At 41.7% G+C, this 14620-nt stretch carries 10 protein-coding genes and 1 other RNA gene; 4 read left to right on the forward strand and 7 right to left on the reverse strand.

Annotated features, from left to right (window positions below):
• Positions 1-230 precede the first annotated feature (230 nt).
• Entirely contained in the window at positions 231-938 is a 708-nt protein-coding gene (locus H2672_RS07240; protein ID WP_186670626.1) for a DUF421 domain-containing protein, read from the forward strand.
• Between the two features lie 331 nt (positions 939-1269).
• Here the strand turns inward: H2672_RS07240 and H2672_RS07245 are convergent, their stop codons facing one another.
• From H2672_RS07245 to H2672_RS07275, 7 genes are all read right to left on the reverse strand, one after another.
• A complete protein-coding gene (locus H2672_RS07245; RefSeq protein ID WP_186670627.1) occupies positions 1270-3180 on the reverse strand; it encodes an ATP-dependent DNA helicase in 1911 nt (636 codons plus the stop codon).
• A 63-nt stretch (positions 3181-3243) separates the two neighbouring features.
• Complete coding sequence (locus H2672_RS07250; RefSeq protein ID WP_186670628.1) at positions 3244-4371, reverse strand: THUMP domain-containing class I SAM-dependent RNA methyltransferase; 1128 nt, start codon at positions 4369-4371, stop codon at positions 3244-3246.
• Between the two features lie 170 nt (positions 4372-4541).
• Positions 4542-4926, reverse strand: an RNA gene (gene rnpB, locus H2672_RS07255) — RNase P RNA component class B.
• Positions 4927-4974: 48 nt separating this feature from the next.
• On the reverse strand, positions 4975-5271 hold the full coding sequence (gene gpsB / locus H2672_RS07260; protein WP_067210288.1) for a cell division regulator GpsB: 297 nt from the start codon (positions 5269-5271) through the stop codon (positions 4975-4977).
• Positions 5272-5352: 81 nt separating this feature from the next.
• Positions 5353-6639 carry a ribonuclease H-like domain-containing protein gene (locus H2672_RS07265; protein ID WP_186670629.1) on the reverse strand — a complete coding sequence of 429 codons (1287 nt, stop codon included), beginning with the start codon at positions 6637-6639 and terminating at the stop codon, positions 5353-5355.
• Positions 6629-8911, reverse strand: a complete 2283-nt coding sequence (locus H2672_RS07270; protein ID WP_186670630.1) for a DEAD/DEAH box helicase — start codon at positions 8909-8911, stop codon at positions 6629-6631. Before H2672_RS07270 ends, H2672_RS07265 begins: the two co-directional genes overlap by 11 nt.
• Complete coding sequence (locus H2672_RS07275; protein WP_186670631.1) at positions 8908-9279, reverse strand: YppE family protein; 372 nt, start codon at positions 9277-9279, stop codon at positions 8908-8910. The genes H2672_RS07270 and H2672_RS07275 overlap by 4 nt, the downstream gene beginning before the upstream one ends.
• 281 nt (positions 9280-9560) lie before the next feature.
• Here H2672_RS07275 and H2672_RS07280 point away from each other — a divergent pair, with 281 nt between their 5' ends.
• The 3 genes from H2672_RS07280 (at position 9561) to H2672_RS07290 (ending at position 14343) form a co-directional block, all read left to right on the forward strand.
• A complete protein-coding gene (locus H2672_RS07280) occupies positions 9561-10409 on the forward strand; it encodes a DegV family protein (protein WP_186670632.1) in 849 nt (282 codons plus the stop codon).
• A gap of 668 nt (positions 10410-11077) precedes the next feature.
• Entirely contained in the window at positions 11078-11713 is a 636-nt protein-coding gene (gene recU, locus H2672_RS07285) for a Holliday junction resolvase RecU (protein ID WP_186670633.1), read from the forward strand.
• Positions 11710-14343 carry a penicillin-binding protein 1A gene (locus H2672_RS07290; protein ID WP_186670634.1) on the forward strand — a complete coding sequence of 878 codons (2634 nt, stop codon included), beginning with the start codon at positions 11710-11712 and terminating at the stop codon, positions 14341-14343. The genes recU and H2672_RS07290 overlap by 4 nt, the downstream gene beginning before the upstream one ends.
• Positions 14344-14620 lie beyond the last annotated feature (277 nt).

The raw sequence follows: 14620 nt of genomic DNA on the forward strand, positions 1-14620 counted from the left end.
TTAACATAATTCGGTTATCTCATATAGTTTCGAAAATAGTAATCGGTTTTAGTAAATAAATCCCACTACTTTTAAAATCAAATCAGTTCGATATCTAAGCCCTTCGATATGTTTTTCTGTTCATGTTTCTTTGATTTTATTTCATTAACCAGGCATTCATACTCATACTTATTGGTTTTCAGGAAACAATAAGCATTATAGTACAGGTTATTTAAAATCAGAAGCGGGGTATGAATTCAGATGGATTTTTTTACGGTCATGAATCACTCACAACTGTCCAGTGGGTACTTCGTGCTATTACTTCTTATTTCTTTTTACTCTTTGCAACCAAACTTATTGGACGCCGATCCATTTCACAATTACGACTGCTCGATTTCTCAATCGCATTGATTCTCGGGAATATTCTTGCGCATCCGTTGTCTGAAGAAAAATCAGGTATGAAAGGTTCCCTAATTACGACCGCAGTATTGGTCGCTTTATATAGTGGAGGTGTCCATTTGAGTTTAAAATGGGACTTATTTAGAAAATGGATTGAACCATCTCCTTTTCCTTTGATAAAAAATGGGGAAATTATGTATAATGGGCTAGTTAAAGCAAGAATAACGGTAGATCATCTACTTTCAGAAGCAAGAAAAGAAAAAATTCAAGAAGTAGATAAGATTGCTCTTGCGCTGTGGGAAACTGATGGTACCATTTCATTTTTCTTAACTCCCCACCTACAACCGATAACAGCCGAAGACATACAATTAATCACAAAACCATTTTCAATTCCTTGGATTATCATTAAAGAAGGAAAAATTGATGTGGATGAATTGAAAAAATCCGGTAAAGACAATACATGGCTAAATAAAAAATTAGTGAACATGAATGTGGATGTACATTCTATTTTATTGGCGACAATTGATGCTAACGATGAATTTAAATTTTATTTGTATTAAAATATAACTGAGCTTCGGCATATGGGGGTTGGGTTACACTCCCAAGCATGATTAGAACTAGGCAACATTATCGTGAAACTTAACAACGTTTCGCCAGAACTAAACGACATTGTAACAACTAAGCAACGCTTTCCCCAATCTTCAAAACATTATTATCTAACTAATCAACACTAACTACAAACCTAACAACGTCCCTCCAGAACCATACAACGTTTCACACATTTCCCATAAAAACACTAAAACCTCGAGACCAGTGTAGGTCCTAGATCATATAGTTGCCCGAAAAGTAAAAAAACTCTCCTATTTCTTAGGAGAGCCTTAAACATTATTGTTAAACCGTCATTTTCATTTTCACTGGGAAAATACCTTCGATTTCAGCTTTCATTTCCTGTTCTTTACCTTCAAGCAATAAATGTACTGTTCCAGAATCGGCAGACGTCCGTATGAGTCGGCCGGCTCCTTGGCGTAGTCTTAGCAGCATAAACGGTAAGTCTACTTCACGGAATGGATCCTTGGCATGCTGGCGTCTCGCGTCGAACAACGGATCCGATGGTGGTAATGGCAAATCGTAAATAATGACACGCGTCAATGCATCTTGAGGAATGTCGAGCCCTTCCCATAAATGATAAGAGCATAAAACAGGTACTTTCTTCTGTTGGAAATCACGTACGATTGAAGATAATTCTCGTTCACCCTCGAAAGCGATACGGTCTTGCCACTCTAAAGGAACGCGCTCTTTGAAATGATTCATCGCTCGTTCTGACTTAAAGAGAATCAACGTTTGCTCACCATCTTCTAAAAGTTCAAGCGCTCGTTTCGCTTTACCGCCGGCTTCTACATCCGTCGCAAATACTTCCATCACTTTATCATAATCAAACGGCGATTCCACCGAGAATGACAGGTAATCTTGTATACCAAGACCGTCTGCCAAATAAGTAAACGTTTCACCAACGGATAATGTAGCGGATGAAAAGACGATTGGTGTGTTGGATGAAAACAGTTTCTCTCTTAATATATCTGTCACTAGACGCGGCATGATAACCAGTGTGGATTCGCCTTCGCGCCCCTCAAGCCAGTCTACTGCATCATTTTGAGAGGTAAAGAGGTCCATTGAGTAAATATATTGATCCAGATATTCCTCGACCATTCTCAAATCATATGCCGGAATGATATAGAGTTCACCTTCAAATACAAATTCTTCAAGAAGCGCATTTGAGATTTTGACAACCTCTTTCCCAATTTCCAGAAGTTCAGGTGTCTTCTCAATCGCTTTCCGCTCATTTTCCGTTTTATCCGCAAGCGCGTCAAGCAATTTGAAAAATGCTTCATGAGAATCAATTAGGCGCTCCATCAGTTGAAGTGTCGACTCTCTTATTCCATCGACCATAATTCGTTCAAGCAGATTTAGCAACGTACTGTTTTGTACCTCATACGTCAAAGCACGCTGAGCCGAATACTCAAGAAGATGGCCTTCGTCAAAGACAATCATTGATGGTTCCGGTAATAAAGGTAACTGTCCTTGTCTTTTACGTGATTCTTTTGTCCAAATATGCTCCATATAAAAATCGTGAGAACAAATAACGAGTTCGACCGATTCGCGGTAATGATTTCGGTGAATTGTCTGGCCACATCGATTGCGAAGATCGCACGCAGCACATTGCTGGATGGGATGGAAGTTCACTGTTTTCCACTCTTCATCGCTTAAGTTAGGATAATCCGAGCGTTCCCCGTAAGGAACAATAGATTGCAATGAACCAGCGCCATAAACGAATTCAGGAAGTTCATCTGCCACAACATCAACATAGTCTTCGTCAATCGTATTACCCGCCTCTTCCAAACGTTTCAAGCATAAATATTGGTCACGTGATTTTGCAAGGCGCACATCGATATCAAGACCGAGCGCTTCACTAATTTTCCGGATATCCCCGTCTTCTTTAACAAGCTGGTCGATGAGCGTCTCATCCGCACATGAAATGAGAGCCGGTTTTCCCGTATAGCGAGCATAGGCGATTGCAGGGAGTAGATAAGCAATTGTTTTACCTGTCCCTACACCTGCTTCCGCGAAAAGGACTTTCTTTTCTTTCAGCGCTTGTTCAATTTGGAACGCCATATAGATTTGTTCATCACGGCATTCAAATCCTTTTTCAGTCAATTCATCGTATAACGTATCCCCTATCCAGTCGTTCAGTGACTCATAGAACGATTTATCTTTTGATAATGGGAATGGCATCTTACTACTCATCGTTTACCCCTTCCTTATTACATGCAAAAGGAAGAGGAGTTTCCCTCTTCCGCATTCTATCAATTATTGACGTTGGCCCCAGAACTGATACAAATCCGTTCTAATAAAACCATTAAATAATTTCCTCTTTTTCGTTGCTCTATGTCCGTACATTTTTTCATAATTTTCCAATGAAGATAACATATAAACAGACCATGAAGGATAGTTTTTCATTATACGGCCAAGTTCTTGCGTAATTTCTTCAGCATCTTCCACTTCACCAAGACGTTCACCGTATGGCGGATTCCCGACCATAACTCCGTTCAAGCTATCTAGCGTCAAATCCCGTACATCACATGTTTGAAACTTGATTAAATCCATGAATCCAGCTCCCGCCGCATTCTCTTGTGCCACTTTGATCATTCGCGGATCGTAATCAAATCCTGAAATATCAAGCGGTTGGTCGTATTTTGCGAGGTCTTCCGCTTCTTCACGAACTTGATCCCAAATATTTTTGTTGATCCAAGGCCACTCTTCACTTAAGAATTCCCTATTGTATCCAGGTGCAATGTTTTGCCCGATCATTGCAGCTTCAATTGCGATTGTACCTGAACCACAAAACGGGTCAACGAAAGGACGATTTGGATTCCAACGTGACACTTTCACAAGTGCTGCAGCAAGCGTCTCTTTCAACGGTGCATCCCCTTGCGCCATCCGGTATCCACGTTTATGTAGTCCCGTTCCACTGGAATCGATTGTCAATGTTACTTTATCTTTTAAAATCGATACTTCTAATTTGAATAAAGGACCTGATTCATCAAAAAAACCAGTTCTTTTATAAGCAATCTTCAAGCGTTCAACAATCGCTTTTTTTACAATTGCCTGGCAATCGGGTACGCTGTATAAAGTAGATTTCACTGATTTACCCGCAACTGGAAACTCTGCGTCAACTGGCAAAAAACGTTCCCACGGAATTGCTTTTGTCTGTTCAAATAAATCATCGAACGTCGTAGCTTCGAATTCACCTGCAACAATACGAACACGGTCCGCTACTCGGAGCCATAGATTCGTTTTTGCAATCGCCAATTCATCGCCCTGAAAATAAATCTTCCCATTTTCCGAAGTCGTTTTATAACCAAGTGCTTTTACTTCATCTGCTACAAGCGATTCAAGCCCCATTGCAGATGTTGCTACTAGTTTAAATTCAGTCATGCATTTCCAACTCCAATTCTATACCATCAATCATTTCTATGAATTCATCAAGGGTTAACTTGTTATAGCATTGCCAATAAAACCATATTTTTTTCACACTTTAATTTTCAAAAAGAAAAGCTCCCCATCTTATTGGAGAGCAATCAATTTAAGAATAGTACCATAGGAAATTCGATAAGCCATGTTTTGTTCCCGTGTACTCAAACGGCTTGCGCCTCGTACTAAGGGTGGTAATCATCTATCTACAGGTATACACCTGTCTCTTCCTACAGTTCATTTCCCTCGGAAGAGTGCCCCTACCATAGTTTGGGTTTCTCACTCGTGGGGTTTACCGCGTTCCATCTGACCCGTTTCCGAGCCAGCTACGTCACTGTGGCACTGTTCAGGGAACCTCATCCATATCCGAAGACTTAGGATTTATTCCCGCCGTCAACGCGTTATACGCGAAGCCACGGCTTATTCTTTCGCCGAGCACGAACACTACGGTCATCTCAGATCCGTGTGAGCATGGACTTTCCTCTACAACATAGGATGTTGCAGCGATTACCTAAATTCCACTATGATATTTTCAGTATACCGTACTTATGTTTCATTTACAATATATTATTCTTGATCGAAGAGTTTACTTCCGAAAACATGCTTTTCTAGATTTGAAATACGCTTCAATATATCAAAGTTCGTCGTCCCAGCACTTCCTGCCGCAGGGCGTTTTTGTGCTGATTCAAGTTCTCTTTGCATGCGTTCATTTTCAGTACGCAATTCTGTAATCGTCTTTTTAAAAGCTTCATAGTCATGAATAATATCATCCAGAAAGAGATCTACTTCTTCCTGATTATAGCCGCGTAGGCCCGTTTTGAATTCCTTTTCAAGAATCGTTTTAGTATCTAGTTTAGTGTCCATTAAAAATCGCCCTTCCGTCTCTGTTTACATACGTTTGATTATAACATATGTTGTCCGACCTTGTCTTACTAAAGCCGACTTTCAGCCATTTTTTGTCGGTTTGCGCGCTTGCCTGGGAAATAATTTTCTGGTTATTCTTATTTCCCTTTTCAAGAAATCATTTCGCGAACGTATCCGAAAACTTGCTGTTAAGTAAGAATCCACCTTCAAGAGCCTAATCGCTTCTTCTGTATAGCCTAGGGCCTTGTTTAACTCTTTCAGCTTATGCTCGTAAAGCTTTGCTAATTCCTCTAATGCGATAATTTGCTCACGTCCGGTAAGACCTGTTGCCGCTATCTTGAATGAAGTGACCGCGTCCTCGTAAGCTTGTTCCTTTTTCAAGATGAATCCGAAGTGAAAATGTGTCGCCGGATGATTGACCCCATACTCTGCTATTACACTTTCAAAGATTTGTTTACTACGGTCATGCGACTTCAAATCAGCAAACCACTTCCCTATATTCGTATGGGTTACAGCCGATTCTCGGACATCACTCTTCAAAAGAAGATCGGTCGACCGTATATAAAGCGCGACCAAAGAAAGGATATCCCATTCATTATGGAGGAGAACCTTCATCAGAAGCTCCGCACGACCATTCTTCACAGCATCTTGGTAGATGATTGGCGCCATATGCCCCGGGATATCTCCTTCCCGGAAGAAACCGAGTTGTTCCTCCTCAATTGCAGGAAGTCTAAACGTTTCCATCTCACCTTTCCATATGCGCCTAGAACCGTGTAACAAGTCAATCTGGGTATGCTTAATAAGCGGCGGCAATTCTTTACGGTTCATCGTCCACCGCGTTTCCACCATTGGGATATCAAAACTTTTTCCATTATACGTAACAAGTGTCGAAGGCTTTTCCCATAACCCCGTTGCATAAAGGAAGGCAGCTTCGTGATCAGGGCCCGGAAGGACATACTGTGTCATTTTAAAAGATGATGACGTCTGTTCAATGAACCCCATAAGGAATATCAGTGTGCCTGCACCTTTTAAACCTGTCGTTTCTGTATCAAAGAAAACAAGCGGTTTTGAAAAATCTGGCGACAGTGGATGCACTTCACCAGACTTCTTCCATTTATCGATTGTTGACTTCAAACCCGAAAGAACAATGTTTCCATGTTGATAGTTAGTATCGTATTCAACAATCCGTTTATAGACGATACCGTGTTTATTCACGGCTTTTGTCAAACCGGCATCCAGCCATTGTTGTTCATAGACAGGTACTTTTGCAACGGGTTTTACATCTTCAGGCATATTTTCGGCTACCACTTTCGTAGTTGTTTTTTTCAGCAATTTCTTCATTTGCATCAGCTTCTGTTCATATGACATTGCATTCTCCTCCTGCTAGTTTCTGAAGAAGAGATCCTACATCTTGTTTCATGCCCATACCAGCTTCTTGCGCACCTATGCAGACCGGACAACCCGCCTCGCAGCGACAGGTGGACACATGATTGGCCGCTTTCTGCAACAGCTCGTCCCACCGTTCAAAGATTTTTTCACTCAGACCTATCCCACCTGGGTAACTGTCATAGATGAAAATAGTCGGCTTGCCAGTATGAACAGCTTTAACTTGCGGTATAACATGGATATCCGTTTTATCGCAGCGGACGAATAACGGGATAAATGATTGGATTGCATAGGCTGCACCCGTCATTGCATCTGTCAGTCCGGCACCCGTCCATCCTTCAGGTATATCGAATGTGTACCACGTAGAAGAGGTATGCAATTCTTCCGCAGGTAATGAAATCGGACCTGAGCCAATATTGTCATGTGTATCGAACCTGATTTTCTTGAATATCGTCGGGATTGCCAGTACAGCGATATCTCCATAAGCGGCTTTGTTATCTCCGAACTGTGCAACGCTATCTTCATTCATCACTTTTAGTTCCACTGCAAGATTGGCATCTGTAAAGTAATCGACATCGACTTCTGTAACATAGGCTTTCTTTTCCTCCCAATCCAATTGCTCGACTTGGAACTGGGTTCCTTGATGAATATAAATTGCTTCTTCATGGAGGAGCGTCATCGCACTGAAACGATCCATCTCCCCTATGACCTTTGTTTCTTTCGGATAGGTTTTATCAATAATGATGACATTTTCCTGTGATGCAGAGCGAAGACTTACTTCACTTGCCGGAAAACTGTCTGTCATCCAATGCCATTTGTCTGTGGTCTTAATCAATACCCCTTCACTTTCAAGGAATGCGAGTAATTCTTGTACGTCGAATTCACCATATGCATCCGTTGAAGAAAATGGCAACTCAAAAGAAGCACATTTAAGATGATCCATTAAGATAAACATGTTATCCGGATGAATCCGTGCTTCTTCGGGTGATTGGCCAAGAAGATAATCAGGATGTTCAATAATATATTGATCGAGAGCCAAGGACTGGGCGACGTAAATAATAAGAGCCTCATCCTGCCGCCTTCCCGCACGACCGGCCTGCTGAAATGCACTCGCAATATTTCCCGGGTAACCCGTCATAATACACGCCTGTAGTTGCCCGATATCAATGCCAAGTTCGAGTGCATTCGTACTAACAACCGTACGGATATCGCCATCTCGAAGTCCTTTTTCAATCTTCCGACGTTCAGATGGCAAATAGCCTCCCCTATACCCCATTACCGTTTCATCGAACAGTTTCTTCTTCGTCAATGCTTTCATATAGGTGACGAGCATCTCAACCCGTACCCGGCTTTTCGCAAAAATAATCGTTTGGATACCTTCCCGGTATAAAAGCGCAGCGATATCCCGTACTTCAAGTACGGCACTTCTTCGGATACCAAATGTCGGATGGACGACCGGTGGATTATAGAAGACAAAATGTTTCTTTCCAGCTGGTGCTCCATTATTGACGATTACTTGCATATCCGCATTTATCAATGACTCCGCTAGTTCTTGCGGATTCGCGATTGTCGCGGATGTACAGATGAACACTGGATCACTGCCATAATAGTTGCAGATTCGTTTCAACCTTCGCAACACATGAGCAACATGACTGCCGAAAACACCTTTGTAAGTATGCAATTCATCGATGATGATGTATTTTAAGTTCTCGAATAACGAAACCCATTTTGTATGATGCGGCAAAATACCTGAATGCAGCATATCGGGATTTGTCAGCACGATATGACCCGACTTCCTAACCTTAGAACGTAATCCAGGCGCAGTATCCCCGTCATATGTATAACTGAGGATGGTTTCCCCACTCGCTTCAATAAGCTCATGGAGGTCCGCTAGTTGATCTTGGGCAAGCGCTTTTGTTGGAAACAAATAAATGGCTCTCGATGTATCATCTTCAAGGATGCTTTGCATTACGGGAAGATGATAGCAAAGGGATTTCCCGGAAGCTGTCGGTGTAACGGCAGTAAAAGAATTTCCGGATGATGCCAGGTCGAACGCCTCTCTTTGGTGGCTATATAATTTATTGATCCCTTTTGACGACAGCGCTTTAATAATCGAGGGATGCAGTTTTTCAGGAAATTCTGCGTAGATCGCTTCTTTCCCTGCAATCGTTTTAGTATGGATAACATTGTCGGAAAAAGAAGGGTCAGTACGCAGTTTAGCTAACACTTCGTGAACCGCCATCTTCTTTATCATCGTTCTTTGCCCTCTTGTTCAAGACGTAGTGCGTCCATAATTGTTTTCAACGTATATTCAGCTGAATTTATCGATAGAACAAAACGTTTTTTACCTGTCTTTTGATAAAATGACTGAACGATGAATTGCTTCATGGAGTCAGTCAGCGTTTCAATTTGAATTGGATGAACATATTTTGGTTTGGCGGTCTTGATGAATTCCGACACTTCCTCAGTCCATTCATCGAGCAACGTATGGTATTGATCTGCATATGGTTTTACTTCTATGAAAAAATCGGGCTCACGATCGAGTTCTCTCATCTGCGCATGGCGCTCGAAACATTCCTTACAAACAGTAAGTAGCGTTTCAGTCTTTTGTTGTAGGTTCATAATGATACACCCTTTCCGGACGTTTCTTTTATTTTAGCAGATATGATTGAGTTGTACCAAATTCATAGGAACGTATATTCCTCGTCATGACTAATCCTACATTTAAAGTCATTGATATAAGTGTTGACTTGTAATTATGTTCAAATTATGTCACCTAAATTAATTTCCCGTCTCTATATGACAACTAATACTAGTGCTCCTTTCACCCGTAGTGTACATTAGCGATAATAGATAGCTTGTGTTAACGCTAAAATTTGCACCATCAAGGGAGAATTCTGTTAATGACTACGAAAATCGCATGGATTACTGATACAGCTGCACAGTTAGACGAATCTTTTATACGAAAACATGACGTCCATATTTTACCGTTGAGTGTCGTATTTGATGAAGGAGTCTTTAAAGAAACAGTCGATATGACACAAGAAGAGTTTTATGACAAACTACGCGTTGCAAAAACTCACCCCAAAACCTCCCAACCTGCTATTGGCGAAATGGTCACCCTTTATGAAGAACTACAGGAACAAGGATATGATTGCGCAATTGCCGTGCATGTGTCTAGCGGCTTATCCGGTACGTTTGACAGCTCGCAGACGGCCGCACAAATGGTAGACTTCAAGGTCTATCCTATTGATTCTAAAATTGGCTCCTATCCGATGATTAAAATGATTGAAATTGGCAATGAACTACTTAACAAGGGGCATGACGTTGAGGAAGTTATTGCGGCCATCAACAAAACAACAAAACATTCCAAGTTATCCTTCATACCTGCCAATCTGAATCAACTACATAAAAGCGGCCGTGTCTCTGGAACACAAGCATTTTTAAGTAATTTGCTAAATATTAAAGTCATCATCTCGTTTGATGATGGAAAACCCGTGATGAAAGAAAAAGTTCGTGCCAATAAACGAGCTAAAAAAAATGTGACAGATTTGCTACGTAGCGACATGAAAAAAGGCACCGTTCCAGAAATCGCAGTGATCCACTGTAACAATGCAAAAGATGCTGAAAGTTGGAAAGAAGAGCTATTGCAAGAATTTCCAAACTTGAAAGCACAAGTTCTCCCTCTCAGCGTCTGTGTAGGCGTACATGCAGGTGAAGGAACTACTGGTTTAAGCTGGGTAAGCTATTGAATGTAGGAACTAGACTGTGTTTACACCACGTCTGTCGATTAACCAAAGTAATCAGCACATAACTTGATTACACACTAGGTGCTACGTGTATAGTTGCATTTGGATTTCTTTGGATTGAACGACTTCTATACCATTACCCTACACAGTATTTTCGGTAATCGTATGGTGGTATTTCATCCGCCGCGCTCCAAATGCAAAAGTGCACAGAGTGCTAAAGCTTTTTGGGACGAAAGAATAGCTGACTTCCTACCTGGACAAATGCCGCCAAAGATGCAATTTTGGCGGCTGAAACTTTCTATTAGAATGTCATCTACTCCTTTCTTCCAAAACAACTGCATTTTTCACTTTAATAGTATAGGTACGCGACAGGCAACTAGCCACACTAGGACCCCTCAGTAAATCTGTCATGAATAGTTAGTCGAAAATAGTCCAGTGAAAATCGAGGATATCAAGCCCTTCTCACCAGTATTTTATGCAAATAAATGATTAATCAACTGACGTGTGTTTATACTAAAAAACAAGCTGACTACTTTGTAGTATGTGGTAATCAGCTTGTTTTTGATTGAATACGTTTAAGCTTGTTCATTATCTGGACATTTGATTGCAACTTTCCCATCCCTAATCCGTCCAATGCTTATGGTATGATAGGGAGATGCGAGGTGGTACCTATGACAATACGCTATCCGAACGGTAAAAAATATGTACCCGTTCAGAAGATTGGCTTGCAAAAAAAAGTCGATCTTTCATTTAGTAACCGAGGGAAGTCGTTGGAAGATGAATTGAATGAAACAAATGAGTTCTATTTAAGTCGCGGAATTGCTGTCATCCATAAGAAACCCGTTCCAATCCAAGTCGTAAACGTGAATTATCCGGCGAGAAGCGCCGCAGTCATAACAGAAGCCTATTTTCGGACGCCGTCTACAACTGACTTTAACGGGGTATGGCAAGGGAAATATATTGATTTCGAAGCAAAAGAAACAAAGAGTGCAACCTCTTTTCCGTTACAAAATATTCATGAGCATCAGGTGGATCATATGCAATCTGTGTCAAAGCAAGGTGGAATCGTTTTTTTTATCGTCAAATTCACTTCGCTTGACCGCTATTTTATAGTCCCATATGACAGTTTTGAGGAATATTGGAAAAGAATGAAAACAGGCGGAAGAAAATCGATCACACTTTTAGAGTTTGAGGCCATATCCTTGGAAATTCTACCACGTTTCAATCCAAGGCTCGATTATTTAAAAGCGGTGTCCATCATGACAACGACATCAAACAATGCAACTGAAAGGCAGGAAGATGTATGAGCGATAATATAAATTCAAGAGCTGGACGCCGAAAAGTAATTGAGGCGGAACGCACAAAGAAAAAAAGTAAAAAGGCGAATAAGGGAAAAGGCATTATTAAGAAGATCGTTCTGGCAATCGTTGCCATCGGAGTAGCCATACTAATTGGCGGCGCGGGGTTGTTCGCTTTTTATGCAAGTTCTGCACCTGATCTCGATGAAAACCTATTGAAAGACCCCTTATCATCTGATTTTCTTGATATCAACGGTGATGTCTTCATGAAATCGGGCGCTGAAAAAAGGGAGTTCGTCCCCTACTCCGAAATCCCGGACCCGCTGCAAGATGCAATACTAGCAACTGAAGACGTCCGTTTCTACTCCCACCACGGGATGGATTTTTGGAGGCTTGGCGGTGCAGTCATCGCGAACTTTAGAAGTGGTTTCGGTTCTCAAGGAGCGAGTACACTTACCCAACAGGTCATTAAGAACTCATTCCTGTCTGAAGAGAAAACGTTAAAAAGGAAGGCGCAAGAAGCATGGCTCGCTTTCCAGCTTGAACGGAAATTCGAAAAAGAAGAAATTTTTGAAATGTACTTCAATAAGATCCTGATGTCCGGGAATAACTATGGATTTGGAACAGCTTCCAAATACTTTTATGGTAAAAATCTGAATGAACTTGAATTAAATGAAGTCGCTATGTTGGCAGGACTTCCGCAAAGTCCAAACGGTTACAATCCTTATAAAAATCCAGAACGTGCTAAAAAACGACGCGATATCGTTCTTGGGCTCATGTACCAGCATAAAAAAATTACTAAAGTCGAAATGGAAGCAGCAAAAGCCATGTCAGTCACAGGAACATTACTTGCTGACGATAAAAAACAGGTTAGCAACACAAAATACCCGGCTTACGTCGATCTCGTGCTCTCCGAACTGGAAGATGCCGGTATGTCCCACCTGCTGTCTGAAGGCGTAAAAATTCAAACGAATTTGGATCCCGCAGCTCAGCAATCTGTAGAGAATGCACTAAACACTAACGATCTATATGAATCCGAAAAAATGCAAGCCGGAATGACAGTGCTTGATACCAAAACCGGTGCAATCGTTGCAGTCGGTGGAGGTCGTAATTACTCTGGTACTGACTGGAATTTTGCTACAGACCAAAAACGTCAACCCGGTTCTGTGATTAAACCGGTACTCTCCTACGGCCCTGCCATCGAGAACTTTAGTTGGTCGACCGGAAATACGGTCGTAGATGAGCCGTACAATTATAAAGGAACAAACAAAGCCATTCGAAACGTTGATGGCAAATACCAAGGGACAATGACAATTCGAGAAGCATTATATAAATCTCGAAACATTCCTGCAGTAAAAGTGTTTGAAGAAGTCGGAACTGGGAAGGCAGGTGCTTTCGCGAAAGGACTCGGACTTCAGTATGATAAATTGAATTCTTCCAATGCACTCGGCGGCGGAGAATATGATTTTTCTACACTTCAGATGGCGGGAGCCTATTCAGCATTTGGTAACGGCGGGATTTACACAAAACCGCATGCTATTAAGGAAATAATTTTTAGAGATGGAAAACCACGTAACATGACACCGGATACCGAAACAGTCATGAAAGATTCTACAGCCTATATGGTTACGGACATTTTACGTGATGTATTAACAGCGGGAACAGGAACAAAAGCAGCTATTTCAGGTCTGGATATTGCCGGTAAAACTGGGACAACAAACTATCCTTCTGAAATAATAACCAAGAACGGCTTGAAAAATTCAGACGTTCCCGATTCATGGTTTGCAGGCTATACGACAGATTATACAATTGCCGTATGGGGTGGTTATGAGAAATATGCAACACCTATTACCACATTCGACAAAGGCAGATACGTCCCTCAAAATCTATTTCGTATGGTGATGAGTGATATTTCCGCTGGAAAAAACACATCACGGTTCCAAAAACCTGGCTCTGTGGAGGAAGCAACTATTGAATACGGTTCAAATCCACTTGTTTTAGCAAGTCGGACGACACCTAGTAGTCGAAAGCGCACAGAACTATTCGTCAGAGGAACTGCCCCCGTAGAAGTTGCTGAAGAAGAAATTATCGTACTTGAAGCACCAAATGGTTTAGCCGCCCAATATAATGCAGAAACGGGTTCTATTGATTTAAACTGGTCCCATAGTGCTCCAGTCTCCGAAGCTATCGTGGGCAATGTAGAGTTCACCGTATTAGTGGGCGCTGATGGCGGAGATATGCAAGAAATGACAACAACATCTGACATGTCCGTTACTTTTTCAGGAGCTGAAACAGGTCGGACATATACGTTCTCCGTCATTGCCAAACTCGACGACCTGGTAAGCAGTCCAGCGACTACGACCGTTCAGATTGAAGAAGTTATTGAAGAAGTCCCAGTACCTGAAGAAGAAACTGAATATGAAAACCCAGATGGCGAAGACTGGAACAATGGCAATAACGGTAATAATGGTAACGACTGGAATAATGGAAATAATGGTAACAACGGTAATGGTGGTAATGGTGGTAACGAAGGTACTACGAATCCCGATGATGGTACCGGCACCACGGTTCCACCAGAACCAGGTACCGGTACTGGAACAGATGGGACCACTACTGATGACGATACCGGTGCCCCGTAACTATCTTTTTCATAAAGTTAGTCTTCAATCAGAGGGGGGTTTCATCCCCCACTGATTGTTTAAAGAACTTAGGCTAAGAGCGGCCACGACCTGTGGCCGCTCTTAGCCTAAGTAACCAACAGGGAGGAATGAACTGCAATTCCTCCTCGTTGGCCCTAACCATTCGGGCTTTTACGGGCAGTTGATCCCACACTTATTCTTCTTGTAGACTTGAACTGGGGGTCTTACTGCCCGTTAATGCGGGATAAACTAAAAAGCAGAAATCCAAATGCCTAAT

It is taken from the genome of Sporosarcina sp. BP05 (assembly GCF_014282005.1).
In the GTDB taxonomy this organism is placed as follows: domain Bacteria; phylum Bacillota; class Bacilli; order Bacillales_A; family Planococcaceae; genus Sporosarcina.

What these genes read in the sequence shown, in the direction of transcription:
- H2672_RS07245 (WP_186670627.1), bottom strand. Translation starts at nt 3,180, where the DNA reads ATGAGTAGTAAGATGCCATTCCCATTATCAAAAGATAAATCGTTCTAT.
- H2672_RS07275 (WP_186670631.1), bottom strand. Translation starts at nt 9,279, where the DNA reads ATGAACCTACAACAAAAGACTGAAACGCTACTTACTGTTTGTAAGGAA.
- gpsB (WP_067210288.1), bottom strand. Translation starts at nt 5,271, where the DNA reads ATGGACACTAAACTAGATACTAAAACGATTCTTGAAAAGGAATTCAAA.
- H2672_RS07290 (WP_186670634.1), top strand. Translation starts at nt 11,710, where the DNA reads ATGAGCGATAATATAAATTCAAGAGCTGGACGCCGAAAAGTAATTGAG.
- H2672_RS07250 (WP_186670628.1), bottom strand. Translation starts at nt 4,371, where the DNA reads ATGACTGAATTTAAACTAGTAGCAACATCTGCAATGGGGCTTGAATCG.
- H2672_RS07270 (WP_186670630.1), bottom strand. Translation starts at nt 8,911, where the DNA reads ATGATAAAGAAGATGGCGGTTCACGAAGTGTTAGCTAAACTGCGTACT.
- H2672_RS07240 (WP_186670626.1), top strand. Translation starts at nt 231, where the DNA reads ATGAATTCAGATGGATTTTTTTACGGTCATGAATCACTCACAACTGTC.
- H2672_RS07265 (WP_186670629.1), bottom strand. Translation starts at nt 6,639, where the DNA reads ATGTCATATGAACAGAAGCTGATGCAAATGAAGAAATTGCTGAAAAAA.
- H2672_RS07280 (WP_186670632.1), top strand. Translation starts at nt 9,561, where the DNA reads ATGACTACGAAAATCGCATGGATTACTGATACAGCTGCACAGTTAGAC.
- recU (WP_186670633.1), top strand. Translation starts at nt 11,078, where the DNA reads ATGACAATACGCTATCCGAACGGTAAAAAATATGTACCCGTTCAGAAG.